The following is a 15315-nucleotide window of genomic DNA, read 5'->3' as shown; positions in this document are numbered from 1 at the left end:
GCAAAATCCTGAGCAACTTTTTGTTGCTCAGGTACTTAAAAAGTTTAATTTATAATAGTGTTGCGGAATTAAGGTTTATAAGAAAAATGAATGAGGTTATGTTTGTTACCGGCGGTGAACTATTACAATTTCTGCCCATTTCATCGAAAAAAAGAGTCGGTATGAGTATCTGTTTCTTCGGGCATTTAAAAGAGGAAAAATATAAATGGGGGCAGATTGATTTTCATTGATAAAAAAGCCCCGATCCAGAGAAAAGCAGGATCGGGGCTACCTCAAATTGTAAGATGTGAGGATGGATTTTGATTAAAAAATAATGAATGAAAAATTACGCGTCTATATTCGCATATGTCGCGTTTTTCTCTATGAACTCGCGGCGTGGAGCTACATCGTCTCCCATCAGCATGGAGAAGATATAATCTACGTTGGCGGCATTGTCGATTGTTACCTGTTTCAGAATACGCGTTTCAGGGTTCATTGTTGTTTCCCACAGTTGTTCGGGATTCATCTCACCCAAACCTTTGTATCGCTGTGTATGGATTCCGTTTTCTTGTCCGTCACCATATTTTTGAATGAATGCCTGGCGCGCTTCTTCGGTGTAGCAGTATTCACTGATTTTTCCTTTGCTGCATTTATACAATGGCGGATTGGCAATGTACAAATGTCCGTTTTCTATAATTTCCGGCATATAGCGGTAGAACAATGTCATGATAAGGGTGTCGATGTGAGAACCATCGACGTCGGCATCGGTCATGATCACCACTTTGTGATAACGCAGCTTGTCGATGTTCGCTTTTTTGCTGTCATCATTTCCGTCCACACCGAAACGGACACCCAAGGCGGTGATGATATTATTGACCTCATCGCTTTCAAAAGCCTTGTGCCACATCGCTTTTTCTACATTCAGGATTTTACCCCTCAAAGGTAGAATTGCCTGGAAGGCACGGCTACGTCCTTGCTTGGCAGAACCACCTGCCGAGTCACCTTCGACCAGGAATAGTTCACATTCCTCCGGATTACGGCTTGAGCAGTCGGCCAGTTTACCCGGCAGTCCGCCACCGCCCATCGGACTCTTTCTTTGAACAGATTCACGTGCCTTGCGTGCGGCGATACGCGCTGTTGCAGCCAGGATCACCTTGTCAACAATCTGTTTTGCTTCTTTCGGATGTTCTTCCAGATAATATGTAAGCGCTTCGCCTACAGCTTGGTTCACGGCACCACTCACTTCGCTGTTACCCAGCTTGGTCTTGGTTTGTCCTTCGAACTGCGGCTCGGCTACTTTCACTGAAATGACGGCAATCAAGCCTTCGCGGAAGTCTTCTCCCGAAATCTCGACTTTTGCTTTTTCCAGTGCTTTGGTATCTTCCGCATATTTCTTCAGTACACGGGTTAATGCGCTGCGGAAACCGGCCTCGTGTGTGCCGCCTTCTATTGTATTGATATTGTTTACATACGAATGCAGACTTTCACGATAGCCTGTATTGTACATGATGGCACATTCAATGGGGGTATTGTTTTTTTCGGTATTCAGATAAATGACATCATCAATCAGCGCTTCGTTGTTACGGTTCAAGAAACGTACAAACTCTTTCACTCCTTCGTCCGAATGGAATATTTCTTTCTTGAAGCTGCCATCTTCTTCTTTGATCCGGCGGTCGGTCAGTGAGATGGTGATACCTTTGTTCAAGTAGGCCAACTCACGCATACGTGCCTGCAGAATATCAAACTTATATTCGGTAACAGTGAAGATGGTATCATCCGGCCAGAAAGTCTGTTTTGTTCCGGTAATATCAGCTGTTCCTACTTCTTTTACAGAATACAAAGGATGTCCGCAGCTGTATTCTTGCTGGTAGATCTTGCCGCCGCGGAATACCTGTGTGGTCATGTGAGTAGACAAGGCATTCACACAAGAAACACCTACACCGTGCAGACCACCTGAAACCTTGTAAGAACCTTTGTCGAACTTACCTCCCGCGTGCAGCACGGTCATTACTACTTCCAATGCAGATTTCTTTTCTTTTTCGTGAAAGTCTACCGGGATACCACGACCATTATCCTGTACGGTAATGGAATTGTCTTCATTGATGGTGACTTCTATATGATCACAGTAGCCGGCCAATGCCTCGTCGATAGAGTTGTCCACAACCTCATAAACCAAGTGGTGCAATCCCTTTTCGCTGATGTCTCCGATATACATGGCGGGACGTTTACGTACAGCCTCCAAACCTTCCAATACCTGGATGTTACTGGCCGAGTAATTGTTTTCGCCGTTTATCTTTTCTTCTTCACTCATGTTTGATTCAATTATCTTAAATATTAGCTTTCAAAGATACGAAAAATTGCTGAGACAGGCAGCTTTTATGGACTAAAAAACGTAAAAAAGAGGGGATTGGACAGGTTTGGAATGAGGTCTGTCCGTGAACGCCGGGAAAAGTATGGGAGTGATGTATTTATTTCGAGGGTAAGTCTTCTGGAAATTAATGGGTCTTTTTTTCCTTCAAATCCTTCATCGACGCTTAACAGGCTTTTTATCAGTACTTTATCATGTACGATCCTCTTCTAAATCCTTCATGAATGCTTCGGATTCTTCAGACTCTGTTTTTCGCGGAGCGAGGATTTGCGCTTCTTTTAGATGTTATGTTTGCAATATGTATTGCTTGTGTTTTATGAAGCGCATAAAAGACAAAAGGCCGGATTAAAAAATCCTGCCTATTTTATCTTTTAGTTTAAGACTTTGCTTAAGCAAGTTTGCTAATGTAAGCAGCCAATTTTGACTTCAAGTTAGCAGCCTTGTTCTTGTGTATGATATTGGTCTTAGCAAGTTTGTCCAACATCTTCTGAACGCCCGGATACATTGCAACAGCTTCTGCCTTGTCAGTAGTTGCACGAAGTTTTTTAACAGTATTACGCATTGTTTTTGCATAATATCTGTTATGAAGTCTTCTCTTCTCTTCCTGTCTGATTCTCTTTAATGATGATTTGTGATTTGCCATCTCGACTAATCTTTAATTTTGTTCTTTTATTATTTTTATTTGTAGCCCGTGGGGGAATCGAACCCCCCTTTCAAGAATGAAAATCTTGCGTCCTAACCGATAGACGAACGGGCCGAGCCTTGATTCTGCCGAGCCTTAGCTTGGCTTGCTTTCGGAGAGTGTTTTTCTCTTTTGCGGTTGCAAAGGTAGGAACTCTTTTTGAATTGACAAAACATTCGGCATATTTTTTTTATAAATACGTGCATTTTCATCTAAAAACCTTATTTTTGTATGTTCCAAAGATACATATATTTGTGTGGAAAAGCAAAAAACGTATTCCGGACAACGATTATCTAGTATATAAAAGAGAGAAAGAGTATGCTTCAAAAGACGGTGGGAATTGTACTTCATACCTTAAAATATAATGATACTTCGAATATCGTTGATATTTATACGCGCGAGAATGGCCGTGCTTCTTTTCTTGTGTCTGTTCCCCGTTCACGGAAATCGGCGGTGAAGACGGTATTGTTCCAGCCGCTTTCCATGATAGAGTTTGAAGCGGATTATCGTCCTATGTCCAATTTGTATCGTATAAAAGAAGCGAAGTCGTGGCATCCTTTCCGCACGTTGCCATACGATCCTTATAAATCTTCCATTGCCATGTTCTTGGCGGAATTTCTGTATCGTGCTTTGCGTGAAGAAGCGGAGAACGGGCCGTTGTTTGCTTATTTGGAGCATTCTATCCGGTGGCTGGACGAATGCGACAGAAGTTTCTCCAATTTTCATTTGGTTTTTCTGATGCGTTTTTCACGTTTCCTCGGTCTGTATCCTAATACGGAGGATTATAGGGAAGGATGTTTTTTTGATATGCTGAATGCCTGTTTCGTGTCTGTCCAGCCATTACATGGTGCTTTTTTGAAACCGGAGGAGGCTTCACGTATCAACCTTTTAATGCGTATGAATTATGAAACAATGCATCTTTTTACTATGAGCCGTCTGGAGCGTAACCGCTGTCTGGTTATTATGAATGATTATTATCGTTTGCATCTGCCGGATTTTCCGGTGCTGAAATCGCTGGATGTGCTGAAAGAGTTGTTCTCGTGAAATCCTTTCTTATCAGGATGTGTTCATGTTTCGCGCCTTTTTTATTTATCGTTTCACTTTAGTGATGAAGTTGTTTCACTGGAATGATGAAATCTCATCACTAGAGTGCTAAAGCTTCATCACTAAAGTGAAACGATAAATGAAGCGGGAAGCAAATGGGTATTCTTCCTGTCTTGAAAGTTAAGACGGAAAGCAGGTGCAATCTTTTGACCACGATATTGTATGACTCATCTTTGTCCTTTAGCATGATGGTCAAAGACATCGGTCCGGTGCGGGTGTTGTGGCGGCTGAAGGTGCTGACAGCGTACTGAAGGAGCTACTGTCAGCCTTATGCACTGTATATCAGCTTTTTATTGTGGCTGAATACACTGAAGGATACTTTGAATTCCAGGGCATTGGTGAAGTGAGAATGATAAACGGAAAAAGTTTAAAATGATAAACTAGCCTTTTATTTGCTTGGGAAGCTGGATAGGGTACTGCATACGTTTGCTTCTCACTGATTTTATAAAAAACGAAACTTCTGTCCGTAAAGATGAATCGGGGCAGAAGCTTCGTTTCTTGAATATGGATTGCCGGAGTATTATCCCAGTAATTCTTTCACTTTAGCCGAGATGGCACGTCCTTCGGCTTTGCCTGCCAACTTTTTGGTGGCGACGCCCATGACTTTACCCATATCCTGAGGACCGGCGGCACTCACTTCTGCAATAATTTCTTTTAAAGCCGCTTCCAGTTCTTCGTTACTCATTTGTTTGGGCAGATAGGCTTCAAGCACTGCCACTTGGGCCAGTTCGGCTTCTGCCAAGTCGGCGCGGCCCTGACCTTGGTAAATGGCGGCTGAATCTTTCCCTTGTTTTACCAGTTTCTGCATGATTTTCAATGCAGCGTCATCCGTCAAAGTGTCGTTGGCGCCCGGTGCTGTCTTTGCTTCAAGGAAGAATTTTTTCACATTACGCAAAGTTTCCAGTTTCACTTTGTCCTTGGCTTTCATAGCCTCTTTGATATCGTTGCTGATTACGTCAAATAAATCCATAGTTCTTTTCTATTTTAGTTGTTAAAATGTGATCGTTATTCCGCCGTTTTCGGTATCGTTATTGAACGTTTCCTCTTCTTCGGCTATTGCTTTGGACTGGATACTTTCCAACACAGTTTTGGTACGTTGGAAAGTAGGGGTTGTTTCCACCATACTGATAATATCATCATTGTCCAGATCCTCCAGACTGAAGATGTAAATGTTGTGGCGTTTCTTCTTGTTGCTGTTCTTGAAGGTGTCTTTGCCGTAGTAATCTCCACGACGTTCATCTTTGCGCTGTTCCTCTTCCTCCAGCTCTTCCAGTTTCTTTTGTTCCTCGATGGTGCGTTTGTTCATCATGTTGTCCATGCCCGGTACATCCTTGATGCCGAAACCGGTGGCAAGTACGGTGAACTTCACCTGCTCTTCCAGCGACTCGTCAATATAGAGCCCCCATTTGGTTTCCACGTCTTTGCCGAATTTGCTCATGAAGTCATGAACCTCATTCATTTCTTCCATCATCAACTCGCTCTTGGTGCTGAAAGAGATGTTGAACAGGATCTTCTTCGAGTTGAAGATATCGTTGTTGTTCAGCAACGGGGAATGGAGCGCATCATTGATAGCCTGGCTCACACGGCTTTCCCCTTTGCCGTATCCCGTACTCATAATGGCTACACCACCGTCTTTTAATACCGTTTTCACATCATTGAAGTCCAGGTTGATGGTACCGCGGATGGTGATAATCTCGGCAATACTCTTGGCTGCGATAGATAAAGTGTCATCCGCTTTGCCGAAAGCGTTCATCACGCTGAAGTCCGAATAAATATCACGCAGACGTTCATTGTTAATCACCAGCAGGGCATCTACATGCTGGCTCATTTTCTCCACGCCGTCCAGTGCCTGGTCAATCTTCCGGTTTCCTTCAAAAAGGAACGGAATGGTGACAATACCTACGGTGAGGATATCCATATCTTTGGCTGTCTTGGCAATGATCGGAGCCGCACCGGTTCCGGTACCTCCTCCCATTCCGGCAGTGATAAATACCATTTTACAGCCGTCGTTCAACATTCCTTTTACATCTTCTATGCTTTCTTCGGCTGCTTCACGTGCACGCTCCGGGCGGTTTCCGGCCCCTAATCCTTCTTTTCCCAGTTGCAACTTCACGGGAACGGGGGATTCGGCCAACGCCTGGTTATCTGTGTTGCACACAACAAATGTTACATCGTGTATACCTTCTTTATACATGTGATTTACGGCATTGCCGCCGCCACCTCCCACACCGATTACTTTAATGATAGTCGGGTTTTCTGCCGGGAAATCGAATGGCATTATAGTTTCATCAGACATAATCTTCTATATTATATTAAGGTGATGTAATTCGTTATTATTCTTCCAGAATCTTTCCAAACAAGTCGGTCAGCCGTTTGATCGGACTGTTGGCTTCTTTCAAACTCTTGATTTCTTTTTCCAGGTCGCGTATTTGGTTCAAAGCTTCTGCTACTCCCAAATCGCGTGCTTTGGCCAGTTGCGACAGGGCATTTTTGTATTTGCCTGCCTCTTTCAGTTCTTTTGCGTTTCTTATCAGGTTCTCGCAAGTGGCTTTTCGCAGCTTCTCCTCTTCCTCTGCTTTCTTGGCTGCCGCTGCTGCTCTGGCTGCTTCTTCTTTCTCTCTTTTCCTTTTGTCTTCCACATTCTCGCCGCTTTCATCGAAGAGAGGTACTTGTACGGGTTTCATAGGACGTTCCGGACGGTAACAGTTTTCTTTTCCAGCTCCTAGTAAAGCGATGATCGTATTGCTTGTACCATCTTTTTTCAGTTCCACCATACCGCCTTTCAGACTTAGCTGACTTTCTTTGGCCATTCTAACCTTTTCTATTTTGGTACGGTTACTGAATGCTTCCTCCATATTTTTTAGATTGGCGGCACCACCGGTAATGATAGCTCCTGCCAGCAGTTTGTCTTCATATCCCGAAAGAACAATCTGGTTCCATACATTGGCCAGTATCTCATTGATACGTGCTTCTACGATGTCTTCCAGTAAGTGTGACTCAATACTGCATTTCCCGTCCAGCGAGTAGGTAGGGTTGTCATCTCCGTCCTCCGACTTGTCGGCATAAGCATTGCCGTATTTCTTTTTCAATTCTTCGGCATCTTCCTCTTCAATTTGCTGGCTGCAAATATCTTTGGTGATGTTGCTGCCTCCCAATGGGATGACTGCCAAATGGCGGAGTATGTTGTTTTTGTAAACAGATACAGTAGTCGTATCTGCGCCAAAGTCGATGAACATGCAGCCCGAGCGTTTTTCACTGTTGGTCAGTACGGCATTGGCCAGGGCCAACGGTGAGATGATGTAGTCGGCTATTTCGATTCCTGCCTGTTTGAAACATTTGTCAATGTTCTGCTTCACGCTGCTGCGGGCGATGATATTAAGGAAACGCCCTTCTATATGATCGCTGGGAACTCCTACAGGATCGGCCAGCAGGTTGATGCCCACTTTATATTCCTGAGGTGCTACTTCCAGTATTTCCTGGTCTATGATGGGGACTTCGCGGTTGCTGTCCATAATGGAGTCAATCAGTTCCTGTGAAATCTTGGTTTCTTCTTCCAGATGACGTACCTCCGTATTACGGATGGTGCGTAGAGATTGTCCTCCGATGCCTACATAGACCTTTCCGATAGAAGCCTTTAATGTCGATTCCAGTTTCTTGATAATCGAAGTAAGGCTTTGTGCGGTTTTATCCAGATTGTAAATCACTCCCTTACGGATAAAATCCGAAGAGTTTTCGCTGGCGAGGGCCAGCACTTGTATGCTTCCGTCCGCATGTTTCTTTCCTGCAATACCTGTGATCTTGGAGGATCCCAGTTCTATCGCTACTATAAAATCTGTTGCTGCCATATCTTACTTCTCTTTTTTAGTACAAATAATCTGATTATTAAATTCCAGACTGATGCGGCTGTACTTGTTCCAGCCTACTTGGTTCAGTCCTTTCTCATAAAAAGTTTTTAGTTTCTCGAACTTTTCCTCATAATTCCCGGGCTTGCCTAAGAATATGATATGTTCACCAACTCGTGGAACCAGTTCCAGTTCTTTGGCCTGTGTCACATTGATCTGCTCTATCTGGGCATCCCATAGCGGATGGGCTTGTAGAAAGGCTCCTAACGTATATAGTTCCTTGACGGCAAAATCACGATCCACGTATCCTGTAACAACAGCTACGTGTGCCGAACTGTTGGGTATCGGCATAATTTTTCCTTTATTGTCAATATAATAGTTGTCTCCATTGTTTGCCATCACTCTGAGGATGGGGAGGCGCTGTGTCACTTCGATACCTATTTTGCATCCCGGTGTACGGTAACATTCCACATTTTCAATCAAGGGATGTTGGCTGAGTTCTTCTTCCAGCAGGCGGGTGTTGATGTCGCCCATCTTCTTGCCCACGGGGGAGAGTTTCTTACCGTTCAGTAAGCGGAGTACTTCTTTCTGGCTGATGAAGCCATGGTCTATACTGTCCTTGATAATCAATTCCATACCCTTGCAAACCTGATCGGCAGGCTTGGTGTTGAAAGCGGTAACGGCTACAATAAGGTAGGCGGTTATCAGCAACAGAAACAGGAGTATGAGAATTTTCTTTATCATCTTTTATTCAGTAATCCGCAGATTTGGGGTACATAGTTATCTATGTCGCCCGCACCCAGGGTGATTAATACTTCTATATCTTTCTTGCTCAGTACGTCTAGAATTTCTTCTTTCTTGCACATGCTCTTCTCGATGCCCGGACGCAGATGGTCGTAAATCAGTTTGCTGGTGACGCCGGGGATGGGTTGCTCGCGTGCCGGATAGATATCTACCAGGATGACTTCGTCCAACAAGGAAAGGCTGTCGGCAAAATCTTTGTAGAAATCACGGGTACGTGTGTAGAGGTGTGGCTGGAAAATAGCCGTCAGCTTCTTGTCCCGGTAGAGGGCACGCATGGAGAGTATGCTTTGCTTTATCTCGGAAGGATGGTGCGCATAGTCGCTCAGGAAAACTACCTTGTCGTTCTTTATCTTGAAATCGAAACGACGGTCTACTCCGCGGAAACTTGCCATACCTCTCTTTATTTCTTCATCGGTCAATCCGCTCATCTGCGCTAAAGCCATGGCAGCTACTCCATTCTCTATGTTGATGCTGACGGGGACACCTAACTGTATATTGGGGATATTTCCCAGTGGTGATACGTAATCAAAGAAAATCTCACCGTTTCCAATACGGATATTCTCTGCATGAAAGTCACCCTCTTCTTTAGAATAGGTGTACAGCTTCACGCCATTCTGCAAGGCCGGTTGCAGTTCGATGCCTTTGCGTACAATCAATGCACCTCCCGGCTGGATGAGTGAGGTGTATTTGCGGAAGCTTTCCAGATAAGCCTCTTTGGTTCCGTAGATATCCAGGTGATCGGGATCTGTTGCGGTAATCACCGATATGTAGGGAGAGAGCCAATGGAAAGAACGGTCGAACTCATCGGCTTCAATAACCATGTATTCACTACTGTCAGACAACAGCAGGTTGGTGCCGTAATTCTTTGAGATGCCTCCCAAAAAGGCGTTGCATCCTACATGGGATTGGTGTAACAGATGGGCTGTCATGGTGGAAGTGGTGGTCTTACCGTGAGTGCCGGCTACACAAAGTCCTTTTCCTGCATGGGTAAGCATTCCCAATACCTGCGAACGTTTATGTATCTCGAAACCGTTTTCCCGGAAATAGGTAAACTCTTTATGTGTGTCGGGGACAGCCGGAGTATAGACAACTAATGTAGTTGCCGGGTTGCGGAATGCATCCGTTATCAGTCCCGTGTTTTCTTCGTAATGGATGGCTGCTCCTTCTTCTATCAGCTTTTCTGTCAGTTCACTGGGCGTACGGTCATATCCGCCTACCTTCTTGCCTTTTGACAGGAAGTAGCGTACCAATGCGCTCATGCCGATGCCTCCGGCGCCGATGAAATAAACTGATTTTAATGTGTTAACGTCCATTTTCTTTTCTGTATTTATCAGCCAGTTTGAATACCTCCCGGGCAATAACGTTGGCTGAGTCGGTAAAGGCTAATTTAGCAATATTTGTACTTAAACTTTTCAGTGTTTCCGGCTGTTTCACGGTTTCAACTGCTTTGTCCAGCAGAGCTTCTTTGGCAGCGGCGTCCTTGATATAGAGCGCTGCGTTTTTATTGACCAGCGCCAGTGCGTTCTTGGTCTGATGATCTTCGGCCACATTAGGCGACGGAACCAGAATGACGGGTTTCTGCAACAAACAGAACTCAGAGATAGAACCTGCACCTGCACGGCTGATTATTAAATCGGCAGCACTGTATGCGGCGGCCATATCACTGATAAAATCGGTTACATGGAGCATTGGTAACTCACCGGCTTGGGCTACTGCGGCGCGTGCTTCGTCGATATATATTTTTCCGGTTTGCCAGATAAACTGCGCGCCGGATGTTTTAATCTTGTCCAAACCTTCCATCACGCAGTTGTTGATGGTGCGTGCTCCCAAGCTTCCTCCTACAATCAGGATTGTTTTCTTGGATGGGTCCAGCCCGAAAGAGCGGATAGCATCTTCACGGCTGATGTGATGGTTGCGCAGTCCTTGGCGGACGGGGTTGCCGGTCAGGATAATCTTGTCTTTTTCAAAGAAACGTTCCATGCCGTCGTATGCCACACATATTTTGCGGGCTTTCTTTGCCAATAGTTTGTTGGTTACTCCGGCATAAGAGTTCTGCTCTTGTATCAGTGTCGGAATACCCATCATCCCGGCCATTTTCAAAGTGGGACCGCTGGCATATCCGCCTACACCTACTGCTGCATGTGGCTTGAAGTCCTTGATGATTTTACGTGCCAATAGCTGACTTTTGACCAATTTAAAAAGAACCGAAATATTTTTTAATAAGTTCTTACGGTCGAATCCGGCAACAGGTAATCCTTTTATAGAGTATCCGGCAGCAGGAACGCGTTGCATCTCCATTCTGCCTTCAGCACCTACGAACAGAATTTCCGCTTCGGGATGTTGTTCCTTGATGGCGTTGGCAATAGAGACTGCGGGGAAAATGTGTCCCCCGGTTCCTCCTCCGCTGATGATGATTCTTAAATTTTCTTCCATAATTCCTTTTTAGTCGAATTATTCGCAAAAGTATAAATAATACTTTTAAAATGAATGGTTTATATTATATTTCTTCTTCCGGCTCCCGCTTCCCGGCCGCATTCAGTAATGCCTTCAAGTCATCGGACAGCGAGTTTTCCTCCGACGGGAGGGAAGTGGCGGCTGTGTCACCTGACGGAAGTGTAGTAATGGCTTCCTGCATGGCGGCTACTATTTCCTGGCGCCGTTCGGCCTTGGCTGCCAGTTCGGCTTCTTCCAACGCCTGTTGCTCGGCAGCTTTCTTCTCTTCTTGCTCAGCTACGTAGCGGCTGACACTTAATATCATACCGATGTAGGCGCAGTTGATGAGTGTAGAGGTTCCTCCTTTGCTGATAAGCGGCAGGGGTTGTCCGGTGACGGGGAACAGACCTACGGCCACCATCATGTTAAGCATCGCCTGAGATACCAGTAGCAGGGCGATGCCCATCACCAGAAAGGCAGGAAAACTTTTTTCACTTCTTCGGGCTATTTTACCCGCCCGCATCAACAGCCAGATGTAGAGGATCACTACAAAGGCGCCTCCCAGTAATCCTAATTCTTCTATGACGATGGCGAAGATGAAGTCTGAGAACGCTTGTGACAGGAAATCCCGTTGTACACTGTTACCCGGCATCTTTCCTATGATATTGCTGGAGGCTATAGCAATATTGGCGTGTGCTATCTGGGCATCCTTGTCTATATCATATTTGGCAGCAGGAACGGCTTCTTTATCCTCGAAGAAACCTTTAATGCGGTTCTGCCAGGTTTCTACACGGTGCATCATGGGAACTTTGTTCAGTTTATGTGTAGGCATAACCATCACTATGCCTACGAAAAGTATCACCACGACTCCGACAGTTCCCATTAACTTGGCCAACTGTTTCCAAGGTACCCGGCCGATCACCATCATTAAAAAGACTACTCCGAACAGCAATGCTGCGGTAGAACCGTTTTCGGGAGCAATCAGAATGAAAACAACTCCGGTGATCCACATTATATATTTGAATGCTTTCGGATTGGCGTTGTCTTCTTCCTGAAACTTGGATAGAATAAAGGCGGTGACAATAATCACAGCCATTTTTGCCAGTTCGGAAGGCTGGAACTGGATGCCGAAAAAGGTCATCCAACGGGCTGCGCCATTGACACGGTCTCCGGTAATCAATCCCATACCCATTACAAATATCAGCAAAACAGCCGATATAGGCAGCAGGAAGAAGGGAAGTACACGGAAATATTTGCAGGGGATGTTATGTACCAGCACCACAATGCACACACCTACCATCAGGATGACACTGTGCTGGGTGATAGGCCCCCAATGATCCCCACTTTTGTAGGTAAGTGTGCTGGCGGCACTAAATACCTCGACGATAGAGATCAGGCAAAGAAACAGGAAAATAATCCAGATTACTTTGTCGCCCTTGAACAAGTCTTTTATCAGATCCATTATCTATATACCTTAATATTATATTACAGGTTTCTTACACATTCCTTGAACTGCTCGCCACGGTCTTCGTAACTTTTAAAAAGGTCGAAGCTGGCGCAGCAAGGACTTAATAATACGGTTTCACCTTTCTTGGCCATCCGGTAAGCAGCATCTACGGCATCCTTCATGCTTTGTACATCGGCTACAGGCAGGCCGAACTTGTCAAAGAAAGCATGCAATTTCTCATTGTGTAATCCCATGTAGATCAATCCGGTACATTTTTCTTTTACCAAGTCGGCAATTTCGTTATAATCGTTGCCTTTGTCTTTTCCACCTAATATCAGGATGGTTTTGGTTTTCATGCTTTGCAAAGCATACCAGCAGGAATTCACATTGGTAGCTTTGGAGTCATTGATGTAATCTACTCCTCTTACCCGGCAGACTTTTTCAAGGCGGTGTTCCACTCCCTTGAAATCACCCAAGGCCTCGCGGATGCATTCTTTGCGGATACCCGCCAGGTTGGCAGAGATACCGGCCGCCATGGAGTTAAAGAGATTATGGGTTCCGGTCAGTGCCAGTTCTTCCTGTTCCATGTTGAAAGCGATTGGTTCTGTAAAATAAACTTTGTCCTGTTCCACGTATGCGGCGGTTCCTTCTTCTTTCCTTTCGGCAAAAGGGTAGTAATGGCCATGAATGCCATATTTATGTAATTCACGCTGGATGACGGGGTCATCGTTCCAGAAGATGAAGGCATCGTCCGGAGTCTGGTTCTGGATAATGCGGAATTTTGCATCCACATAGTTTTGCATCTGGTGATCGTAACGGTCCAGATGATCCGGCGTGATGTTCATCAATACGGCAATGTTGGCATGGAACTTGTACATGTTGTCTAATTGGAAGCTGCTTAACTCGATTACATAATAATCATAGTTGTATTCTGCTACCTGATATGCCAGACTTTGACCGATATTTCCGGCTAGTCCCACATTCATACCTGCTTTCTTGAAGATATGATAAATCAGCGAAGTCGTTGTTGTTTTTCCATTACTTCCTGTAATGCAAATCATTTTAGCATTGGTATAACGTCCCGCAAATTCTATTTCGGAGATGATAGGGGTACCTTGTGCCTTTAATTTAAGAATCATCGGGGCATCATTCGGAATACCTGGACTTTTGATCACTTCATCCGCATTCAGAATGAGAGATTCGGTATGTTTGCCTTCTTCCCATTCGATGCCTCGCTCGTTCAGCATGTTTTTGTATGAGTCCTTAATCGTGGACATGTCTGAAACGAAGGTGTCGAAACCTTGTTTCTTTGCCAGAACGGCTGCTCCCGCACCGCTTTCTCCAGCTCCTAGTATGACAATTCTTTTAGCCATAATCTTCGTTTATCTTATCTTTAATGTAATAATCGTAATTGCAGCGAGTACGATGGTGACAATCCAAAAGCGTACCGTGATTTTTGATTCATGGAATACGCTGTTGGGTTTCATGAACAGATAACTGCAATTGGGGTCTAACTGTGCTAATGTAGTACGGAAATGGTCGTGGATAGGTGCACGTTTGAATACGCGTTGCAAATGCCCTTTCTTTTTTCCGCTTTTGAAATATCTCACCTGTAGAATAACCGAAAGGTTTTCTACCAAGAAGATTCCACAGAGAATAGGTATAAGCAACTCTTTATGAATGATGATTGCAAATACCGCTATGATACCACCAATGGTCAAGCTGCCGGTATCGCCCATAAATACTTGGGCGGGAAAAGCATTGTACCAAAGGAAACCGATCAGCGCGCCGATAAAGGCGCAGATAAAGATTACCAGTTCTTCACTGCCGGGAATATACATGATATTAAGGTATCCTGCATATTCGATGTGGCTGGATACGTATGCCAATATGCCTAAGGTAAGACCGATGATAGCAGAATTTCCGGCTGCCATCCCATCCATCCCGTCATTCAGGTTGGCGCCGTTAGATACGGCAGTAACTACGAAAATGGTAACTAATACGAAAATAATCCAACCTACAGTTTGGGCATTATCTCCCAGGAAGCCTACGAAATCAGCATAATCCAAATTATTATTCTTGAAGAAAGGAATCGTAGTTTTAGTGGATTTCTGATCTTGTTCTTTGTGCACCACTTCTACAATTTCTCCCCCTCTTTGTATTTCTACGTTCTCACGGATAACAACGCTTGGACTTAAATATAAGGTGAGTCCCACAATGAGTCCTAAACCTACTTGGCCGATGATCTTGAATTTGCCGTGCAACCCTTCTTTGTCTTTACGGAAAACCTTGATATAGTCATCCAAAAAGCCTAATGTGCCTAGCCAAATGGTGGTAATTAACATTAATATCATGTAAATATTATGCAGTTTCCCCAATAAAAGGCAAGGTATGAGAATTGCGACAATAATAATTATACCTCCCATCGTCGGCACACCAACTTTTTTCACATTAAAAGGGTCTATAGATGCGTCACGTTGGGTTTCGGTTATTTGTTTACGTTTGAGCAGGTTGATGAAATATTCACCGAAGATAGCCGAGATCAACAATGATAAAATGATTGCCATCAATGAACGGAATGAAACGTAACCGAACATACCGGCTCCGGGAAAATCAAACTTTTCTAAATATTGAAATAAATAATATAACATCTTTT

13 protein-coding genes and 1 tRNA gene are annotated in these 15315 nt (G+C 44.4%); 2 read left to right on the top strand and 12 right to left on the bottom strand.

Going from position 1 to position 15315, the window contains the following annotated elements:
• Nucleotides 1-230, top strand: a 230-nt coding sequence (locus tag AB5935_RS18440; RefSeq protein WP_368327514.1) for a hypothetical protein, incomplete at its 5' end; no start/stop codon positions are given.
• 95 nt (nt 231-325) lie between these two features.
• Here the strand turns inward: AB5935_RS18440 and gyrB are convergent.
• The 3 genes from gyrB to AB5935_RS18425 form a co-directional block, all read right to left on the bottom strand.
• Entirely contained in the window at nt 326-2290 is a 1965-nt protein-coding gene (gene gyrB, locus AB5935_RS18435; protein ID WP_007834731.1) for a DNA topoisomerase (ATP-hydrolyzing) subunit B, read from the bottom strand.
• Between the two features lie 445 nt (nt 2291-2735).
• Complete coding sequence (gene rpsT / locus AB5935_RS18430) at nt 2736-2990, bottom strand: 30S ribosomal protein S20 (RefSeq protein WP_005838940.1); 255 nt, start codon at nt 2988-2990, stop codon at nt 2736-2738.
• Between the two features lie 42 nt (nt 2991-3032).
• Nucleotides 3033-3104, bottom strand: a tRNA-Glu gene (locus tag AB5935_RS18425).
• A 243-nt stretch (nt 3105-3347) separates the two neighbouring features.
• Between AB5935_RS18425 and recO the strand changes: the two genes are divergently transcribed.
• Nucleotides 3348-4073, top strand: coding sequence for a DNA repair protein RecO (gene recO / locus AB5935_RS18420; protein WP_007834736.1), 726 nt, complete (start codon nt 3348-3350; stop codon nt 4071-4073).
• Between the two features lie 580 nt (nt 4074-4653).
• Here recO and AB5935_RS18415 read toward each other — a convergent pair.
• The 9 genes from AB5935_RS18415 to mraY form a co-directional block, all read right to left on the bottom strand.
• A complete protein-coding gene (locus AB5935_RS18415) occupies nt 4654-5103 on the bottom strand; it encodes a GatB/YqeY domain-containing protein (protein ID WP_007834738.1) in 450 nt (149 codons plus the stop codon).
• A gap of 21 nt (nt 5104-5124) precedes the next feature.
• A complete protein-coding gene (ftsZ, locus tag AB5935_RS18410) occupies nt 5125-6429 on the bottom strand; it encodes a cell division protein FtsZ (protein ID WP_007834739.1) in 1305 nt (434 codons plus the stop codon).
• Nucleotides 6430-6466: 37 nt separating this feature from the next.
• The gene (gene ftsA, locus AB5935_RS18405) at nt 6467-7978 is read right to left on the bottom strand and encodes a cell division protein FtsA (protein WP_129640365.1); all 1512 of its coding nucleotides are present in this window, start codon (nt 7976-7978) and stop codon (nt 6467-6469) included.
• A gap of 3 nt (nt 7979-7981) precedes the next feature.
• Nucleotides 7982-8719, bottom strand: coding sequence for a cell division protein FtsQ/DivIB (locus AB5935_RS18400; RefSeq protein WP_007834741.1), 738 nt, complete (start codon nt 8717-8719; stop codon nt 7982-7984).
• Nucleotides 8716-10092 carry a UDP-N-acetylmuramate--L-alanine ligase gene (gene murC, locus AB5935_RS18395; protein ID WP_007841992.1) on the bottom strand — a complete coding sequence of 459 codons (1377 nt, stop codon included), beginning with the start codon at nt 10090-10092 and terminating at the stop codon, nt 8716-8718. The genes AB5935_RS18400 and murC overlap by 4 nt, the downstream gene beginning before the upstream one ends.
• Nucleotides 10082-11212 carry an undecaprenyldiphospho-muramoylpentapeptide beta-N-acetylglucosaminyltransferase gene (gene murG, locus AB5935_RS18390; RefSeq protein WP_217775426.1) on the bottom strand — a complete coding sequence of 377 codons (1131 nt, stop codon included), beginning with the start codon at nt 11210-11212 and terminating at the stop codon, nt 10082-10084. Before murG ends, murC begins: the two co-directional genes overlap by 11 nt.
• 64 nt (nt 11213-11276) lie before the next feature.
• Nucleotides 11277-12674 (bottom strand): FtsW/RodA/SpoVE family cell cycle protein, encoded by a 1398-nt coding sequence (locus tag AB5935_RS18385; protein ID WP_007834744.1) that lies wholly within the window; start codon nt 12672-12674, stop codon nt 11277-11279.
• Nucleotides 12675-12697: 23 nt separating this feature from the next.
• A complete protein-coding gene (gene murD / locus AB5935_RS18380; protein WP_007834746.1) occupies nt 12698-14032 on the bottom strand; it encodes a UDP-N-acetylmuramoyl-L-alanine--D-glutamate ligase in 1335 nt (444 codons plus the stop codon).
• Between the two features lie 9 nt (nt 14033-14041).
• Nucleotides 14042-15310, bottom strand: coding sequence for a phospho-N-acetylmuramoyl-pentapeptide-transferase (mraY, locus tag AB5935_RS18375; RefSeq protein WP_007834748.1), 1269 nt, complete (start codon nt 15308-15310; stop codon nt 14042-14044).
• Between the last annotated feature and the right edge of the window lie 5 nt (nt 15311-15315).

The sequence above is a fragment of the Phocaeicola sp. RTP21198st1_B8_RTP21198_201120 genome (assembly GCF_040929485.1).
GTDB lineage: Bacteria > Bacteroidota > Bacteroidia > Bacteroidales > Bacteroidaceae > Phocaeicola > Phocaeicola dorei.
The sequence above is the reverse complement of the archived record's forward strand: the minus strand, read 5'-3'. Positions and strand labels throughout refer to the sequence as shown.